Source organism: Paraburkholderia sp. J63 (assembly GCF_905220245.1).
Taxonomy (GTDB): Bacteria; Pseudomonadota; Gammaproteobacteria; order Burkholderiales; family Burkholderiaceae; genus Paraburkholderia.
Genome location: NZ_CAJMZF010000009.1, coordinates 165,909 through 183,642 on the forward strand (window position 1 = coordinate 165,909; position 17,734 = coordinate 183,642).

General features: G+C 57.9%; 11 protein-coding genes. 6 read left to right on the forward strand and 5 right to left on the reverse strand.

Annotation, left to right across the window (positions count from 1 at the left end):
- Window positions 1–1,185: 1,185 nt before the first annotated feature.
- The gene (locus U5775_RS39445) at window positions 1,186–1,539 is read right to left on the reverse strand and encodes a helix-turn-helix domain-containing protein (protein ID WP_415913560.1); all 354 of its coding nucleotides are present in this window, start codon (window positions 1,537–1,539) and stop codon (window positions 1,186–1,188) included.
- A gap of 158 nt (window positions 1,540–1,697) precedes the next feature.
- On the opposite strand from U5775_RS39445, the gene U5775_RS12790 reads away from it, so the two are divergent.
- Window positions 1,698–2,381 carry a hypothetical protein gene (locus U5775_RS12790; RefSeq protein ID WP_322058499.1) on the forward strand — a complete coding sequence of 228 codons (684 nt, stop codon included), beginning with the start codon at window positions 1,698–1,700 and terminating at the stop codon, window positions 2,379–2,381.
- On the opposite strand, the gene U5775_RS12795 is transcribed toward U5775_RS12790, so the two are convergent.
- The 3 genes from U5775_RS12795 to U5775_RS12805 all read right to left on the reverse strand — a co-directional run bounded on the left by U5775_RS12795 (window position 2,375) and on the right by U5775_RS12805 (window position 9,319).
- Window positions 2,375–3,484, reverse strand: a complete 1,110-nt coding sequence (locus U5775_RS12795) for a helix-turn-helix transcriptional regulator (protein ID WP_322058500.1) — start codon at window positions 3,482–3,484, stop codon at window positions 2,375–2,377. The genes U5775_RS12790 and U5775_RS12795 overlap by 7 nt on opposite strands.
- 228 nt (window positions 3,485–3,712) lie before the next feature.
- Window positions 3,713–4,923, reverse strand: a protein-coding gene (locus U5775_RS12800) for an IS3 family transposase (RefSeq protein ID WP_322058501.1) whose coding sequence is annotated in 2 segments (ribosomal slippage) — window positions 3,713–4,608 and window positions 4,608–4,923 — 1,212 coding nt in all. Because the reading frame shifts where the segments join, the coding sequence is not laid out codon by codon here.
- A 565-nt stretch (window positions 4,924–5,488) separates the two neighbouring features.
- A complete protein-coding gene (locus U5775_RS12805; protein WP_322058502.1) occupies window positions 5,489–9,319 on the reverse strand; it encodes a hypothetical protein in 3,831 nt (1,276 codons plus the stop codon).
- Between the two features lie 940 nt (window positions 9,320–10,259).
- Between U5775_RS12805 and U5775_RS12810 the strand changes: the two genes are divergently transcribed.
- Entirely contained in the window at window positions 10,260–11,858 is a 1,599-nt protein-coding gene (locus U5775_RS12810) for an ATP-binding protein (RefSeq protein ID WP_322058503.1), read from the forward strand.
- A gap of 28 nt (window positions 11,859–11,886) precedes the next feature.
- Entirely contained in the window at window positions 11,887–13,077 is a 1,191-nt protein-coding gene (locus tag U5775_RS12815; protein WP_322058504.1) for an adenylate/guanylate cyclase domain-containing protein, read from the forward strand.
- A gap of 124 nt (window positions 13,078–13,201) precedes the next feature.
- Here U5775_RS12815 and U5775_RS12820 read toward each other — a convergent pair whose 3' ends face one another.
- Window positions 13,202–13,801: a lytic transglycosylase domain-containing protein gene (locus U5775_RS12820; protein ID WP_322058505.1), complete on the reverse strand. Its 600-nt coding sequence runs from the start codon at window positions 13,799–13,801 to the stop codon at window positions 13,202–13,204.
- 1,217 nt (window positions 13,802–15,018) lie between these two features.
- Here U5775_RS12820 and U5775_RS12825 point away from each other — a divergent pair.
- The 3 genes from U5775_RS12825 to U5775_RS12835 all read left to right on the forward strand — a co-directional run bounded on the left by U5775_RS12825 (window position 15,019) and on the right by U5775_RS12835 (window position 17,725).
- Window positions 15,019–15,852 (forward strand): phytanoyl-CoA dioxygenase family protein, encoded by an 834-nt coding sequence (locus U5775_RS12825; protein ID WP_322058506.1) that lies wholly within the window; start codon window positions 15,019–15,021, stop codon window positions 15,850–15,852.
- A gap of 17 nt (window positions 15,853–15,869) precedes the next feature.
- A complete protein-coding gene (locus tag U5775_RS12830; protein ID WP_322058507.1) occupies window positions 15,870–16,283 on the forward strand; it encodes a RidA family protein in 414 nt (137 codons plus the stop codon).
- 77 nt (window positions 16,284–16,360) lie between these two features.
- Window positions 16,361–17,725, forward strand: coding sequence for a DUF1329 domain-containing protein (locus U5775_RS12835; RefSeq protein ID WP_322058508.1), 1,365 nt, complete (start codon window positions 16,361–16,363; stop codon window positions 17,723–17,725).
- The last annotated feature ends 9 nt before the right edge of the window (window positions 17,726–17,734 follow it).

The window sequence follows — 17,734 nt, forward strand, 5'->3', positions numbered from 1 at the left end:
TACCCTGTCAGACGATCGGGGCAACTACCGCCACAATAGTCATGAAATTTCACCCGATGCGCATACGGCTTGGTAACTCGGTAGGATCTCGGGTTTCACTCGACTAAAGAACGCCAACAATCTGGATGACCTACCAGACAAGTTGCGCCGCAATGTCGTCGCGCTTGCAGCGGCGATCACAGCATTCTGTCTGGCGTCAACTAGAACTACCGTCGGCAGAATTAATTGTCGCCAGACAGCATTCCACCTTTCATTCAAGCCTTCGGGGACGTTGCTCGGGTTCGCCGAGGTCAGCAACATCACGCCTCTGAAGGTGTGGCTGGCTCTCTCCGCCATCGTCGCCTCTGCTTTCCTGCGCAACTGATTTCACGACGACACCAGCCAGGACATTCCTACGCTGGTCGGTCACTATCGTGGTGTGCGCTATGCCGCCGTCGAGCGGTGGTTTGCGCGCGATGCGCGAGCGTATTTCCTGAATCGGCGGCGCCAGCCTGGTTGGCCTGCAGCTGATCCGGGCGGTGCTGGGATGATTTCGCGCGCGCCTCGAAGACATCAACGAGGCCGTAATTCAATCCATAGGTGTCGCCCGCGATGAGTACGGTGATGAGCGTGCGCGTTCGGCATGTGGAGCGGCAAAAAGTATTGGCTGCAGCCAAACCGCCTTACTCGAGGGGCCGGCTCGCGAACCACCCATGCCACAGCGGTCACGCAGCCTAGCAGTAGCTTCGCGCAAGTGAGTGATTCAAGTCCGCAAGCTCTTCGACTGCTGGTCGGAGGGGGTGTTGCGGTCCGAGCGAAGCTCTATCAACCGCAGGGGTGGTTTGGGTTGAAATCATGAGGCGGACACGAAGGAGACGTGATTGGGCCATCATCAAGTAGTGACCGAAATTTCCTACGCCCGACGGGTTATCGCCGAGTAGACATTCTGGGCCTCGCGATCACAAACCAGGATTGCACGAGTGAAAAGACTTTCCGCCTCGAGGAGCGCCGCTACAATGCGTCCGCGTCACTCAGGCCCGCTTTTCCCCCAAGCGCGACAGGCTTCGAGCGTATAGTCGAGCATTTCTAGGCGCGGCTTAACTCGATGGGTAGCGACACCCATTAGCGAGACCGACGCCGGCCTACTGGCCAAGTTGGTTGACGCTTTCTAAACGACCTTGGGCCGACTTGGATGTACCGGTATCGTTATTTGATGCCGTCTCTTTCAGTTGCTAAGCGACGCGCAAGAGCAATTGCGGTCTTAGTAGGCGTTGTGAGTACTTGCTTCGGCGGAAACAAGAGTTCGAATGCGATCACTCGCTCGAATGCCGCAACAATGCGTATGAATGCTGTTAGTGAGTCGCCTTCCCCGAGCTCGAAGCGCTTGTATGTTCTCAATGCTATGCCGCATCGGTCTGCGAACTCCCGTTGCGAAAGACCCAAAGCCGCGCGCTCAGCACGCACGCGATGAGCGATCCGATCGCGAATTTCCTCCGCTGAAAGGCTCTTTGCGTCTTCGAATTTGGATGAGTGATCGTGCATAAGTATTGGAAGTGCCATTTTTGGCACCAAATCTGTGGATAACTTCTGCGATTTAAGCTTTCTAGGTAGGCATGGTGCCGATTGCTGTATAATTGCTCTTGCTGTCGCAGTTTGCAAGAGCAACGAGTCGCTTATTTCTCGATTCCGGCCGGACTTGACGAAGGTTCCCAAAAAATATGCGCAAGCAGGGCGAAGAAGATAACGATAGCGATGACGATCTGGGCGAGAACGCGGAATTGCGTCTGCTGCTCGTCGATACGAATTGTTTCCTTCGGATCTACCACTCGGACCTAAGGCCTTTTCTTGGCGCCGACGTCGGTGGGTACCGCATTCGTACGCTTATTTCACTGCTGCGTGAGGTCGAAGACAGCAACCGTTTGGCGCATGAGTATGCTTGGGTGCGCGATGACCTGATGGACGAGGCGCACAATGGTACCCTCGGTCCCCTGCCGCGCGCAGATCAGGAAGAAATTGCCGAAGAAATTAAGGCGCTCCGCAGATATGCGAACTGGCTCCTCGACAAGCACTGCACTGCTCATGGGATGGTTGCTCGCACACTGTCGGGGCGAGATCTCGAGCTTCTCGCGACGGCGGCGCAATATGGGGCGGTCATCGCAAGCGATGAGTGGGCGCTTGGCTTCGTTGTCGCGGACCTCATCAGTGATGAAGAAGCTAACTACGCGATCGAGATCGTCACGAGTATGGAGGTCCTCTCCATACTCGAGCGCGCAGGCAAACTCTCGGCGGATGCTCGGCGTGCTACTGTTGTTTCATGGCTGCGCACTGAGGAGAAGCTTCCCAGAGACTGGCAGGAACGCTACCGCGCTTTGTTCGACGAGACGCCGCCTCAGATTCAATGAGCGTAGTGTTTAACCAGATAGTGTGACAACGCAGTGGCATCGTCTAGGCTGGCGTTGAGAGCAGCCGCGATGAAGGACGGTGAACGCCCTCCCTCTTGTCGCTGCCATTGTCCGATCGCTTGAAAGATCGGGGTGCCGAAAATTCTCTCGCATTCGGCGACATACGTAGCCAAGTCGATCTTTTCAGTACCGAACAACGCATGACCAACGGTCGGTACTTTCGCGCGCGTTGCGTTCCATTGTGCCCAGAACTCGTCAGTCTGCAAGCCGGATGGTTTCACTCCCAGAAGCTGAGCAACTCTGTCGATCTGACGGATCACTGTTACGACCGAAATATCGTGAGCCTCCGCATAGTAATGCGCTTTGCCCATCGGATCTCTGCTGGTCGATATCTCCCGCAATGCGGTCTCAGCAACCGCATGAGGAAACAATAATTCCTGAGCAAATCTCTCCGCGAACCTCTCTCCGTCGTCGCCGGCCAAGGCATGAAGCGTGTAGCAATGCCCCAGCTCGTGAGCGAGCCAATAGTTGAAATCGTCACTTCGCGCGTTCAAGCTGAAAACGACCCAAGATGTCCGAGTGTCCGGCAGATAAACGCTCAACGCATTCTCGTGCCCGGATTTGTCGTCCCCCCAAAGGACTGGTACCAACACAGAACCGAAGGTCCGGTGCAACTCAATCAGTTGCTCGCGCGTCAGCGGAGCCCTGTCCGTCAGGCCAATTCGCAGTCGTGTCTGGAGTGCGGCCTCGCAAATGTATGTCTCATCGAGCGAAGGCGCTTGGAGAACCGGCGGCGAAAAAAGGCTACCCCCACTTTTTACAAATGGTACAAGCTCGCGCAGATGAGTCGCAACCTCGGTAGCCGCTTCCATCGCCTTTTCACTGGCCGGACGATTCTTCTTGGTCCGGTATGCCACAACCGGGCCAGGCGCGATATCCTCATTGTCCATCAGCGAGTCAAGTTCGAGCTCTAAGGCAGCAGAGAGAGCGCGTAACTTGCGGGGACGTGGCAGCGATTCCCCCGATAGCCAGTTGGACACGGCTTCCTTGCTGACATCGCAAAGATCCGCCAGATCCTTTTGAGTGAGGTGGAGCTCAGTCATCCTGGCTCGGATGGAATTTAGATTTAGCATAGTGCGCGAATAGTAGTCAGGGGAGCGCCGCGCGTCAAGTTTTGTCAAGTTTCATTGTAGCAAACTTGCGTCGCTCGAGTGCTGGAAGTTGGTCGTAACAAGGTCGATCCGGATGTCGATATTGTTTTAGTGGCGGATCGTAATACTAGGGTCAAATCATTGGGTGGTGGAGTTGACCCTGTAATCCCGGACACAGCTTCACACTAAGGTTGCTGAATCCATCGAGCGCCGGAACTCGCGAGGCGAGCGGTATTTCAGCGCGCTATGGGGATGCTTCTCGTTGTAATGCTCGAACGCGATAGCCAGGTTGTGTGCAGCGGTCGCTGCATCCGGCTTCGGCATGAAGGCGACATAATCGCGCTTCATCGTTTTTACGAAGCTCTCGGCCATACCGTTACTTTGCGGGCTGCACACAGGCGTGGTCAATGGCTTCAGGCCTATGTCCATCGCAAACCGGCGCGTGTCGTCCGCTGTGTAGCCCGAACCGTTGTCGCTCAGCCACTCGATTTCGGACGGCGTATGCAACTCGTTGCCAAACCGGTTTTCCACCGCAGCCAGCATCACGTCGCGCACAATGTCACCGCTGTGGCCTGCCGTCGTGGCCGCCCAACTCATCGCTTCACGGTCGCAGCAGTCCAGCGCAAACGTCACGCGCAGCGGTTCACCGTTGTCGCAGCGAAACTCGAAGCCGTCCGAACACCATCGCTGATTGCTGCGCGCTACGGCCACCTTGCCGTCGTGCCGACGTTGCGGCCGAGCTGGAATCTGCCGGCGCTGCATCAGCAATCCATGCGTGCGCATCACGCGATAGACGCGCTTTGCATTGAACGGCACGAGCCCAAGTGCAACGCGTTCATTGCGCAACGTGCCCCATACCCGGCGATAGCCGTAGCTGGGCAAATCGCCGACGACCCGGCGGATTTCCTCGACCACGCTCGCATCGTCGGTCTGCCTCGATTGGCGCCCATCTTGCCATGTCGCCGGACGCGACAGTCGTGCCGATACGTTCGAGCGCGACACGCCGAGAACTTCGCAGACCAGCTTCACTGGTCGTCCTCGGGCAGCAAGGGCGAGTGCGCTATCCATTTTTTTGCCCGGCCATACTCGACTGCCTCGCGGAGAATCTCGTTCTCCATCGTCTTCTTGCCGAGCATCCGTTGCAGCTCGCGAATCTGCTTGAGCGCATCGGCCAGTTCCGATGCCGGAACAACTTCTTCGCCAGCCTTCACCGCTGACAGGCTCCCGTCCTGGTATAGCTTGCGCCAGTGGAACAGCTGGTTTGGGTTCACGCCATGCTGGCGCGCGACCATCGAAACCGATTTCCCCGGCTCGAAGCTCTCTCGCACCATCGCCAGCTTTTGCTCCGCCGTCCAGCGCCGCCGACGCTCCGGGCCCGTCAACACTTCCATCACTTCCTGCCTGGTGTTAGTCAAAAACACAGTCCTATGCCTACCCGTTATTTTAAGTGGGAGACTGTGTCCAGAGATTCAGGGGGCCGCTCCAGGTGGCGGTGGCCGCAGTGGGACAACTCGCAGGCGTCACCGACGACCGGGGGCTTGCACGCGGCAGCATTCAGGGTTGTCCGCGCTCGAGATGTAATGAATGGTGTGGCACTCCCTCACGGGAGGAGGGCTTCCTCACAATTTTGCTGATGGAAAGTCGCGCGCTTGATATTCTGAACCACCACTCCTTTAGCCCAGACGCCATAGGCAGTCCTGCGAACGCCCCCGCACGGGACGGGGACGGCGTTCAAGCGGCAGTTTCTTCCAGAAACCGAGCAGCGCCAACTTGCCGCGAGGTGTTGCAGCGGCGGCCACCTTCTGCACCTCATGAAAGTGTATGAAGTCCTCTGGCTTTCGTAACTGTCAATGTCGACTAGAAACTGACCCGATGGCCAGTTTCTAGTCGACATTGACAACTAACGGCGGTAAAGCGATGAAATGCCTCACCGCTTCTCCGCCGTTGCACCGGAATTTAGGACCAACCCTTCCATTCTTCAAGCTTAGGCACTACTTGCTCAGGCCGCTTGTGCGCTTTTTCGATTCCTTCGGAGCGTCTCGATTCGATCTCTTTAGTCAGAGGTTCATCATCAATGTCCAACGACCTCAAGAACCTCCGCACGACATCGTACGTAGACCAATGTCTGGGAGGCATCTTCTCTATGAGATTACGAATAATTTCGACAGTCGGGGACGACAAATCCTTAGAGATGGGTGTGTCGTGCAGCGCGCGGTGAAGAGTATGCAGTAGCTTCCCAATCTCAATGTCTTCCATGAAGTGAGAAAGGAATTCTTCGTGATGCGACGCGGGGATCCAGTTTTCGTACTCGTCCAGAGAGTTCAGGGCATTTGGGGCGATGGCTGCCATACGTGCGATCCAATCGGACTTCACTTCATCGCTAATTGGCAACTCGAATAGCGCGTCCCATACCTCGAGCATGAACTCACCTGAGGTTTGTTGCTTACGTGCCAACAGGAGACTTGCAAGGCGCTCTGAGTAAGCCGCCCCCAGCTCAGTAGCCACCTTTGCCACCACTTTCGGCTTCTCCGTGGCGGTCAACCAATCCCAGCACGCCTCGAACATCACATGCGTCGGCATGTGAGCAATTTCGCCAGCGATGGCCTTCCACGCCGAGCCTCTTGCCCCGCGGGCGCCAACGAAATGAATGATCGGATGGTAGCCTGTGAACACCTGCAGACATGTGTTCAACAACTGAGAAGGAACCTTCGCGATGACTTCGTTGGGCGGTGCACTGATGTTTATCCCACTGGGCAGCACAAGGCTCTGAATTTCTGCAGGCACTGTCGAACGCGTCAATGCCGCCGCCTGTACCCAAACTTCGTCTGTCGAACCGACCGTCAGATGATTAAGCAATAGAGATCGTTCACGTTCTGTCAACTGATCCCACGAGTCAACAAGATCAGAAACGACTCGGATTCGACAAGCCGTACCGGGAAGCGCAAGGAGTCGCTCGATCCTCTTATCTCGCCCCCCTGAGTCGCTAGCAACACCAGAGACAAGGATGTCTGAGACGCCAAGCATGTAGTCGCCCGGAATGCCACCAGAAGCAAATTCCTCGACCAACTCGATCCAACGGTCGACTATTTCTAACAAACTGGTCTGCGAAATGCTTTCGATAGCTGCGTCCATTACATCGTATAGACGTTCATCCCTGAACGACGCGCCAAGTGGAAGCTCTCTCAAGACGACGGGCATCACCGCTTCGAATAACTGCCACGGAGTCGTTTCGCCACCGTACTCCTTACGAGCAATGACAACAAGGTGCCCAATAAGAACAACAGCAGAAACTGGCGAGGCCGCCATTGTTTGCATTGACCTTGTCAGCATCCTACGCCGTTCGTCATCACATGATTGCCACGCCGAAATGACCCCTAGGTAGACGGCTTCCGCAACCGCTGGATGCTCTTCACTGAAGATGCGCTCGACAATTAGGGCATCGTCACTTCGAGGTCGACTCAACCACGTTTTTGCCGCCAGCGCACGGATCAGCGAAACGTCATAGCTCAGCAGTCGTGCCGCCATCTGCTCCGTCATGGCGTCAGGATGCTCTTCAAGGTACATGAGCGCCGTGGCGGTCACTTCATTTGAGATGAAATCCGACCGCTCGCTATTAAGCAATGCAAGAGTTCCCTCGACATCTCCCCGAACAATGCTCGGAGGAAACGGGTCGACTTCCAAAGTCCCTGCAAACGTCGCGGCAGGTATTCGTGGCTGATCGTCTGCCCATTCAACATAGGAGAGTTCAGTTGAATTTACCTTTTGCACCCAACTGGAAATATCGTGCTGCTGGTCCACCGGCAGAGCGGACAACCTCCTGACGAGGAACTGGAAGCAGAGATCTCGTACCACAGGAAAAATCGAGCTCAAACCTCTGATAGCGACTGCGATGACTTCTTCTTTCCCCTCCTGCGTGTCGAGGTTCTGGTAAATCCATACTAGGTTTGTCGCTGCGGCTTTGGCAGCGTAAGGAGAGATGGTGAATAAGGCACGGTCAACTAATGAGATGGCTGCCTCCGTCGACTGGTTGGTAGCAGCGTCCAACAGCGACTCAGCGCTGGCCCGATAAAAGGGATGATTGAACGTGTACCTTCGCCCTTTATTAGCTACTATTCGGCGCAGTTCAAGATGCTCCAGAGAATCTGTCGCTTGCTGAGACAGGACCGGGAGAGGGGCATAGCTCGGCGGAGGACTCGGCCTCGCTGAATGCTCGCCACCAAAGATGGACATGGTAGCTACAACGTCAGACTTACCGGGGCGATCAACACGTTCGCTGTCCAAGATGAATGCAAGCTCTGTCTCAGCCACGTGTAACTCTGGCGTTGAGGCGACCGCCAATGCATTCAATAGCGGCGCCAGTTTCTCTTTCCGCAAAGCGCTCCCGAGTGACTTCGAGTCCTGGCGCGCGAAGCGGACGAGGTCATTGATCGTTGCCCCGTCCTCTAGTCGGCTGTGGTTGGCGGCTAAATGCACCAGACATCCTGGCTCGAGGTCCAGGTCCGCTGATGCGATCGCAGCAGTGACTTGATTTGTGAGAGCAACTGGCACCGAATAGACGGTAGCAGCATCTTCCCAAACTGCGGCCAGAAATCCGGCGTCGCCAATTCCCATAGGTACCCACGACAGGCCTGCCGTATTAATTTCTTCTACCGACCTTAACCGCGTAACTTCTAATAGTCGGTCTTGGGCCTGCGCGACGATGAGTCTTCGACCATTGGTGAGCTTTGGGATTAGCCGCTCGAGCAACTGGAGTTCGCGATCCGCGTTCTCGGCGGCGTGCGCTCCACCGAGCGGGTCATCGACCAGCGCGGCACGGGTCCCGGTGACAGGCTCCGTCAAGAAGCGATCTGCTTCGGCCATATCACCGCAGACCCGAACGCTGTAGCCCCGCGTCTGCAGGGTGGCCGTAATGCTGCGAGCGCAAAAGCTCTTACCTACGCGTGGAGCACCAGTAATCAGAATGGCGTATTTGCGAGATAGCCTGTCTAGCAGTGCAGCTTCTTCGCTTCGCTTTACATACGACGCGGCAACCAATGAATCTTTGGCCTTTCCGGAGGAGATGACCCTTGCGACTTGGGGAAGGAGATCATTCTTGGATCGCTTCTCACGAAAAACAATGGATTCGATTTGGCCTAGGACATCCTCGATCTGGTCCGGTACCACTTGATGCAGGGACTGTAAAGCCTCTCTACTGCGCCTCAGAACCTCAGCGTCATCTAGCTGCTCGGAAATCAACACTCGATGAAGCGCATTTTTCAATGCGTCTTTTGGTATGAGTGGAAGCTGCGCCCCAATGTGTGCACGGCGACTCTTCGCTAGGTCTTTGTCTGTGGAGGAGGTCGCTTTGGCGTAGCCTTGGAGTGCAGCCCGGATCCCCGCTTCCGTTTCTCGTTTGATCGCCCCTGGGTCCAGCGCGGTGGTGCGTGCCGATAGCGGAGTGATGTGAACCACCGCGGCATCGCTACATCGACCACTTGCGACAAAGAGCACACTTCGCTGCTCGTCGTTGACAAGCCTTTCAAGCAGTGAGTCATCCGCACGACGGGCTGGGAAGTGGGCCAGCCAGTCTGCAAGGCTCTCTGCCCCGATGTGCCCTTCCGCACCTTTAACTTGGATCTCAATGAAGTGCGTCTTCCCACCCTTGCGCAAGGCCATCAAAGCATCTTCACCGTCTTGAGGCTCAACTTCCAGTGACGTATCCGCATCGGTCGCTGCAAGTATCGCAAGCAGTACGCACACACGGTCTTGGAACTTGTATTTCCTCGGTCCAGTTAGCTCGATTGACATACCTTTCGTCTGAGTGACGCCTCTCTTTGAGATTTCTAGACATCCGCGATGAACTCCATGATCACATGGGCGAACCCGAGGTCTGAGAGCCTGCTTTGACAAGCACAGAACGCGCTGATCGCGACGGAGTCTAATATGCCTACCCCAGATTCTGCAAAGCGAACATTTAAACCGAGCAGTCGACGGTTCACGACGTATCAAGAAGGGCCGATCGCCCCATCGGTACGGACTCGCTCTCAATCGTCCTCTTGGCCTGACACCGTCGAATGACAAGTGATGAGGGTTCAGCCGACGACTGCGGCTGCGACCATCTGCTGCTCACCTTCCGTGGCCTCCATCAACCGCCTGGCGCACGTGCAGGCCGGCATACTCCGCGCGCAGCATGGCGAGTTCATCAGCAACGGTCAAACCGGGCAATTCAGCGACAGAGAGGGCGGGGGACCGGGTCAGGCGGATTGGCCGGCCACATAGTTTCATTGAAAAATCGATGCATTATGATAAGAATACTTATCTTAATAGACGTTCTGCATCGCACTTTTTGCGAAAAACTCGCCCTCACGCAAGTGATAACTACCCGTGTATCTTGGCATCGCGTGTCGCACTGTTGCTGCCTTTGCGCCCAAATCCACAGCCCGGATTCCACGCCACGATTAGCTTCCGCTCGCCCGGCCGTCTATTGCGTTACAACTGAGACGACAGCCGCAACGAAAGTCGCAGGTCGAACGTGTGCCGGCGCGCGGCGCCAAGTGCGAACCGTTCTCGCGATCCATTGCGGCGAGGCTGTGATTCTGCCGTTTCCGGGCACCTGTTCAAGGGACATCCTGTCCTGATTGACGCTTTGCTACGCCGGCAGCAACATGGCGCTAGCGCTGTGGCCATGCGGCTCTGAGGTTCGGTGGCTGCGTCACCGATACGTCGCCGTGCGTTTTGGGGTTGGATCATGCAAAAGCAACCTGAATCGACCAATCGTCGTTCTCCCGAAACCGAGGTTTCCGACATTGAGCGACGCTTCAGGTCGCTCGCAGACGCGCTACCTCATATCGTCTGGACTGCGGAACCGGATGGCTCAGTCGACTTCGTCAGCAGGCGGCTCGAAACCTATACAGGGCTCGATTTTGCGCAAGTGCAGGGGTGGAACTGGACGTCAGTGATACACCCGGATGATGTCCAATCTGCGATTGCGAACTGGAAGTCCGCACTCGCGAGCGGCGCAGAATACGAGATGGAGGTGCGCCTAAAAAGTCAATCCGACGGCACGTATCGATGGCATGTCGACCGGACGTCGCCGGTGAAAGATGAGCAGGGGCGTGTCGTCAAGTGGGTTGGGACGGTCACCGACATTGATGACCAGAAGCAGGCGCTGGCTGCGGCCGACCGCGCCAACCGCGCAAAATCGGACTTCCTGTCCAGCATGAGCCACGAGCTGCGCAGCCCGCTCAATGCGATTCTGGGCTTCGCCCAGCTCATGGCCTCCGAGTCGCCGCCCCCGACGCCCTCGCAACAGGCGAGCATTGATCACATTCTGCGTGCGGGCTGGCACCTGCTGGCGTTGATCAACGAGGTGCTCGATCTGGCCAAGATCGAATCCGGGCAGGTGTCGATTTCACCGGAGCCGGTCTCGTTGAGCGACATCTTGCGCGAATGCGAATCCATGATCGATCCGCAGGCGCGGCAACGGGGTATTGTTGTGAAGTTTCCGCGTGTGGAGCCGCGCTGCCATGTACGCGCCGACCGGACCCGCTTCAAGCAGATCCTGATCAATCTGCTCTCGAACGCGATCAAGTACAACCGCCAGTCGGGATCGGTCACCGTCGAATATGACGGGACGCGCGTACCGGATCGGGTTCGCGTCAGCGTCACCGACACGGGCTCGGGTTTGTCGCCGGATCAGTTGGGCCAACTCTTCCAGCCTTTCAATCGTCTGGGACAGGACGCAGGCGCCGAAGAGGGCACGGGCATCGGCCTGGTGGTGGCCAAGCGGTTGACGGAACTGATGGGCGGCACCATCGGTGTCGAAAGCACCGCAGGAACGGGAAGTGTCTTCTGGATCGAGCTCGATGCGGCGCGCGCCCCGGTCATTGCACCGATGACCGGCGCATCGCCCACCGCGTCCGTGAGCGCAGTGCCCGAAAGCGGGGCGGCCGCCGAGACGCGCATGCATACCGTGCTCTATGTCGAGGACAATCCGGCCAATCTGAAACTCGTCGAGCAACTGATCGCCAGGCGCCCGGACATCCAGATGCTCAGCGCCATGACGGGACAACTCGGTGTCGAACTGGCATCCAGTGCGTTGCCACAGGTGATCGTGATGGACATCAATCTGCCCGACATCAGCGGCGTCGAAGCGCTGAGCATATTGCGCAAGAATCCAGCGACCGCGGAAATCCCGGTTTTGGCGCTCAGTGCGAATGCAATGCCGCGCGACGTGGAGAAGGGATTGAAGGCGGGCTTCTTTCGCTATTTGACCAAGCCGATCAAGATCGACCGGTTCATGGATGCGCTCGCCGAAGCCATCGCAATAGGGAAAAGCAGGAGCTAGCCAGCTTCAGCCCATAGGGCGTCGAGCCATGATCGATTCAACAGCAATCCTCAACGCGAAGATCCTGATCGTCGATGACCTGGAAGCGAATGTGATGCTGCTCGAGCAGCTACTGCACCGCGCAGGCTATGCTCACGTCACGTCGACGATGGATGCGTCCGCAGTGGGCGAGCTTCATCGGCATAACCGCTACGACCTGATCCTGCTCGATCTCCAGATGCCCGGCTTCGACGGCTTTGAAGTGATGGAGCGCCTCAAGTCGCTCGAAGTGGACAACTATCTCCCGGTCATCGCAATCACCGCCCAGCCGGCGCATAAGTTGCGCGCGCTGCAATCCGGCGCGAAGGACTTCATCAGCAAGCCATTCGATCTGGCGGAAGTGCTGATGCGTGTCCATAACATGCTGGAGGTCCGCCTGCTGCACCGCGAGTCGCGCGAGTACGGCAAGGCGCTCGAGCAGAAGGTCAGGGAAGTGGAGGCGAGCCGCGAGCTGATTCGCCGCCAGAGCGACGAGCTCAAAGGTCTGTACGCGAAGGTCGTCGCCGAGCAGAAAGTATCGGAGCGGCTGTTGCGCAACATGCTGCCCCATCCGATTGCGGAGCGGTTGAAGGCCCATCTTCATGACGTTGCTGACAGCAGCTTTCCGCAGGTGATTGCGGACCGCTTCCCGGAGGTGTCGGTTTTGTTCGCGGACATCGTGAACTTCAGTGGCTTTTCGGCGGGCCTGAGTCCTGAGCAACTCGTTGAGGTGCTCAGCGATATCTTCACCGATTTCGACAGCATCGCCGATAGTCGCGGCCTGGAAAAGATCAAGACTATCGGCGACGCGTACATGGCGGCCGCCGGACTGCCCATTCCGGTAGACGATCACGCGGCGCGCACGGCCCACATGGCGCTCGACATGATCGACGCGATGGCCCGCTTCAACGTGGTGCGCCACTGCAACCTGCAATTGCGTATTGGCATCAACAGCGGCGAAGTCGTGGCGGGCGTGATCGGCAAGCGCAAGTTCATCTACGACTTGTGGGGCGTCGCGGTGAATCTGGCGAGCCGGATGGAGTCGCACGGCATGGCCGGGCGTGTGCAGGTGACGGCGACCACTCGCGAGAGGCTGGGGGATCCCTTCGTGTTCGAGGCGCGCGGCACGATTGAGGCAAAAGGCATCGGCGCACTCCAAACGTGGTTCCTAACCGGCAGAAACAGGACGTGTGAGAATTGAGGAGGCCAGGCGGCGCTGCCGCTGCGACAAGATCTCCCGCGTGATCCATCCGTTGCCTTCAAGGCGGGCGGCAATATTCGAATGACTTCTTGAATTTCAAAACCGAATCCAAACAAGGTCGCGACTACAAACCGAATTCCGCTTTCATCATGCTCAAGCGATCGGCTACGCGTCGTGCATAGCCCTTGGCGCCCCCGCTATAGCGATATAACGCGTCCTCGAGGTTGCCACCCGACGCTCTTATATAGTCCCGCAGAATTGCGGACCCAATACGGACGTTCGTGCGCGCGTCCGTCAAATCGGACGTGCTAAGGACACGGTCTCTGTGTTGAGACGGAAGCACTTGCATGAGTCCCTTGGCGCCAACCACACTTACCGCAAATCGGTCGAAACCAGATTCGACCGCGATTACCGCAAGCAATAACAACGGCGAGATTGTGTAGCGCTTCGCCGCAATTAGCACCGCGTGACCGATTCCCAAGGCGTCGTGCAAGCCTATATGAAAGCGGGCACTCACAACAGTTGCGATTTCCTCTGCAGTGGGCGCTGCCTCTGGCGGCAGGTCGACAGTTTGAGTGGACGTCGGCCAAACCGGCGCAACAGCGCCATAACACAGTCCCGTTAGCGAGCAGAAAACCACAATCGCTGCGAGGACAATATCGCGGAGGCGGTGAGCAAGAGTGTGTAACCACTCAATAGAATCGTCGCTCAGGTTCGTGAACACGGTCTATGTTCCTCAATATTACGTGCTGGATTCAGGCAACGTTGCGGTGATGTTCAGACGCTACAGTATGCAGACCTGACTAAAGTCTACAGTCCGACGGTAGACGTTCTTGTTCAGCCATGGCACGAACGTGTACTCGTCGTATGCATTGCTGCCCATATAGATCCAATTGCTGAGAATGCCGGACATCACCATCTCCCACCTTTCCCGCCACTAACTGGCGCCGCACCGGTTTCGCGACAAAAGCCGCTCCAGGCCACGTTCCCACGCCTTCTGATGCCAAGGCGCCGGGTTGCTAACTCGATCGACTGCAGCACGTCGCTGCCAAAGGGGAAGACCGCGCACTGCGTCGCTGTCCCCACTTCGCTCAATGGCGACTCGAAGATGTTCTTTGCGAGCGGTGTTCGCAATGTGGATGTATGCAAAACAAGCCACTCGACACGATACGACTCTTCCGCGCGCAAACGTGATTGCAGATTTATCGAAGCTGTCAAAACTAGTATGTGATGACTAAGATAGGTATGTTTACAAAATAAATCAAGGTGGATTTTGGCGACATGCCCATTGTCTTCCGTCCGCGAAGGCGGCCTCGATCGCTCAAGCTGCTTGCAGGTGCCGGAACCGCATCCTGCGACTAACCGTGGGGTTGGCAGGCGGGTGTGTAATTTTCTCGCCTTCTATCTTTTTCATCATGACCTAATTTAGGTAATATTTTCTAGGGAGGTGCTGAAAGCGTTTACAACCGGGGCGCCGAATGACGTTTCATGAGTTCACCGACGGATGACGCCACACGCGCAGCATTCGCCGAGGACGGCGCAGTCTGGCGAGAGGTCTTCTTGGCGAGCCGCAACTGGCCCGGTGCCGGCAGATCTTCGACTGGGATGCAGGAAACCCTGGGCCCATGGCCTGTTGTTTTTTCGAAGGCACGGTGCATAAGACGCACAACGACAACACCAATCCGTTCGCGAAGGGCGCCCGGACGACCTGGTCGGGCAGTTGCCGGCCGTCCGGCCGTCCGGCTGGTCGCGGATCTGTTGGGCTCGGATGTTGTCTGGTACTTCGCCATTGCCACTGACCCGCACACACAGGGAATTCCCTCGCTTTTTTCTTTTTGGGCTTTTTTGTATCATGACCTAACTTTGGTAGTATTTTCTATGTAAGGCGCCGCGGGCAGCGTTTGAGACCAGGTCGCCGATTGACGATTCAGGAGTTCAGCCATGAATGAAGCCACGCGCAAGGCGTTCGCCGAGGACGGTGCCGTTCTGGTCAAAGGCCTGCTCAGCGAGCAACAGTTGGCCCGGTGCCGGCAGGTTTTCGACTGGGGCATGGAGAACCCGGGACCCATGGCCGGCAGCCTGTTCGAAGGCACGGTGCACAAGACGCACAACGACAACGCCAATCCGTTTGCGAAGGGCCGCCTGGATGAACTAGCCGGCGAACTGCCGTTCGGGCAGTTGTTCGCCGACCTGTGGGGCTCCGCGAACGTCTGGTATTTCGCCGAGGAACTGTTCCTCAAGAGCGGCGGCACGAGCGGCCGATCGCCGTGGCATCAGGACACGTCCTACCTGCCATGGGAAGGCATGCACTTCGGCAATGCCTGGATCAGTTTCCAGGCCGTACCCAAACAGAATGCGCTCGAGGTTGTGCGGGGGTCGCATCGAGGCCCGCGTCACGACGGCACGACCTTTCAAAATGCTGATGACCCGACCGATCCTCTGCATGGCGGCGATGTCTGGCCACGCTTGCCAAATATCGAAGCTGAGCGCCGCGTCAATCCGGCCGCCTACGACATCATTTCATGGGCGACGGAGCCCGGCGACGTCCTGCTGCTGCATCCGGGCGTGCTGCACGGCGGCGGCGCGGTGGACCCCGCGTTTCCGGATCGCCACACGCTCGTGCTGCGCTTCTTCGGTGACGACGCGGTTTTCAGTCCGCTGCCGCAGCCGAGCGTCTCGGGCTTCACGCCAGTTGGTGTCTTGTTCCTCGAAGAACTCGCCGCGTTGAAGGAAGGGGATCCGTTTCGCGCGCCATGTTTTCGTCAACTCGTCTGACTAAAGGCACCACCACCATGACAATGTCCACTACGCGGCAATCGATCGTCCCGCCGCCGTTCCAGGCGTTCTACGACGCCTACCATTTTTCACCCGCGACCCGCGTGGGAGACACGATCTGGGTCTCCGGCCAGGTCGGCATCGGCCCTGATATGAAACCCGGCGAGGGCATGCCGGCGCAGGCCCGCATCGCCTTCGAGTCCCTCAAGGCTGTGCTCGAGGCGGCGGGCGCGAACCTTTCCGATGTGGTGGAGCTGACCACTTTCCATACGGACCTGCGCGGCGAGATCGAGGCCTTTTCGGCGGTCAAGGATGCGTACTTCCCGTCGCGCTATCCATCGTGGACGGCGGTTGGCGTCACACAACTGGCGCTGCCTGAGTTGTGCATCGAGATTCGGGCGGTGGCCGTGGCAGGGTGCGGCGAAGGGTGACCCCTCCCGGTGCGCCAATGCGTCGGGTTTGAACCTGGCATTACCTATTACGAATGAGAGAGATCGGAAGGAGAGTCATGATGAGAAAGCGTACCATCGGAGCCTTGTCTGCCATTGCGGCTGCCCTGTTGCTTGTGGCCGGAACGGCCGTTGCCGATGACCTCACGCCGTCAGGCGCCGAGCGCGCGGCCAGCAAGGATGGGCTCGTGCCGGCGTTTGCCGGCAGGGAAGCCACGCCGGCCGGCTGGGAATGGGGCAAGGTCCGCGGCGACTTCTGGAAGCACAAGAGCGAGAAGCCGCTGTACACGATCGATGCGTCGAACGTCGACAAATACGCCGACAAGCTGTCACCGGGGCAGGTCCAGCTCGTCAAGCAGTTGAAGGGCTACCGCATGGAGGTCTACCCGTCCCACCGCGAATGCCAGGTGCCGGAATTCGCTGAGCAGAATTCGACTGCGAATCTTACGACGGCGAAACTCGCTCCGGATGGCGAGACGATCCAGGCGGCGACGCTCCCAGGCGTGGCCTTCCCGCAGCCGAAGAACGGTGCCGAAGCGATCCTCAACTACGAGACGCGCTATCGCGGCGAGGGTATCGAGTGGGCGCCGGTTGTTACGTCCATTTCCCCGCGCCCGGGCAGCAGCGACTGGATCGACGCGGTGGGCCCCCAAGCGTTCTATTTCCCGGCGGGCAAGGAAGGCAAAACCACACCGCAGGACGTCGACCAGTTCAACCTGGGCGCCTATTTCTCGGTCGATTCGCCCGCTGCGCTGGCTGGGCAGGCCTTCGTACAGCGCCAGTACTTCGACAAGGATTCCGAGACGTACTACTACTTTCCGGGCCAGCGCCGCGTGAGGCGCATGCCGGCCTACACGCACGATGCGCCGCTGATCGGCTTCGAGAATCAGTACCTGATCGACGAAGCCAACATGTTCAACGGCTCCATCGACCGCTTCAACTGGAAGCTCGTGGGCAAGAAGGAAATGATCGTCCCGTACGACGATTTCGGCATGTACACCTTCAAGGACAAGCTGCACGACGTCGCCACGCCCAATGGCATTTCGTCCGACCATCGTCGCTACGAGGTGCACCGCGTCTGGGTGGTCGAGGCGACGCTCAAGCCCACGGCACGCCACGTCGCGTCAAAGAAGATTTTTTACCTGGATGAGGATAGCTGGCTGGCGCTTGTGGGCGAGGACTATGACGCGCAGGGCAAGCTCTGGAAGGTGCGCGAGAGCTATCCGATCCCGGTGTGGGAGCTCGGTGGCACCTGCGATAACGAGCCGATGGCGCAGTACGACCTCAACAACGGACGCTACGTTTTCGATGCCTCGTCGATTGGCCAGGGCAAGGACATTCACTGGTACGAGCAGATCAACGACCCCCGCTTCAAGACGGACTTCTACACGGCCGAATCCTTGAGATCGGTGAGCGAGCGCTGAGGTTTGGCG

Excerpts from the sequence above, each read along its gene's own strand:
- U5775_RS39445 (WP_415913560.1), bottom strand. The coding sequence starts at position 1,539 with ATGGCACTTCCAATACTTATGCACGATCACTCATCCAAATTCGAAGAC.
- U5775_RS12790 (WP_322058499.1), top strand. The coding sequence starts at position 1,698 with ATGCGCAAGCAGGGCGAAGAAGATAACGATAGCGATGACGATCTGGGC.
- U5775_RS12795 (WP_322058500.1), bottom strand. The coding sequence starts at position 3,484 with ATGACTGAGCTCCACCTCACTCAAAAGGATCTGGCGGATCTTTGCGAT.
- U5775_RS12805 (WP_322058502.1), bottom strand. The coding sequence starts at position 9,319 with ATGTCAATCGAGCTAACTGGACCGAGGAAATACAAGTTCCAAGACCGT.
- U5775_RS12810 (WP_322058503.1), top strand. The coding sequence starts at position 10,260 with ATGCAAAAGCAACCTGAATCGACCAATCGTCGTTCTCCCGAAACCGAG.
- U5775_RS12815 (WP_322058504.1), top strand. The coding sequence starts at position 11,887 with ATGATCGATTCAACAGCAATCCTCAACGCGAAGATCCTGATCGTCGAT.
- U5775_RS12825 (WP_322058506.1), top strand. The coding sequence starts at position 15,019 with ATGAATGAAGCCACGCGCAAGGCGTTCGCCGAGGACGGTGCCGTTCTG.
- U5775_RS12830 (WP_322058507.1), top strand. The coding sequence starts at position 15,870 with ATGACAATGTCCACTACGCGGCAATCGATCGTCCCGCCGCCGTTCCAG.
- U5775_RS12835 (WP_322058508.1), top strand. The coding sequence starts at position 16,361 with ATGATGAGAAAGCGTACCATCGGAGCCTTGTCTGCCATTGCGGCTGCC.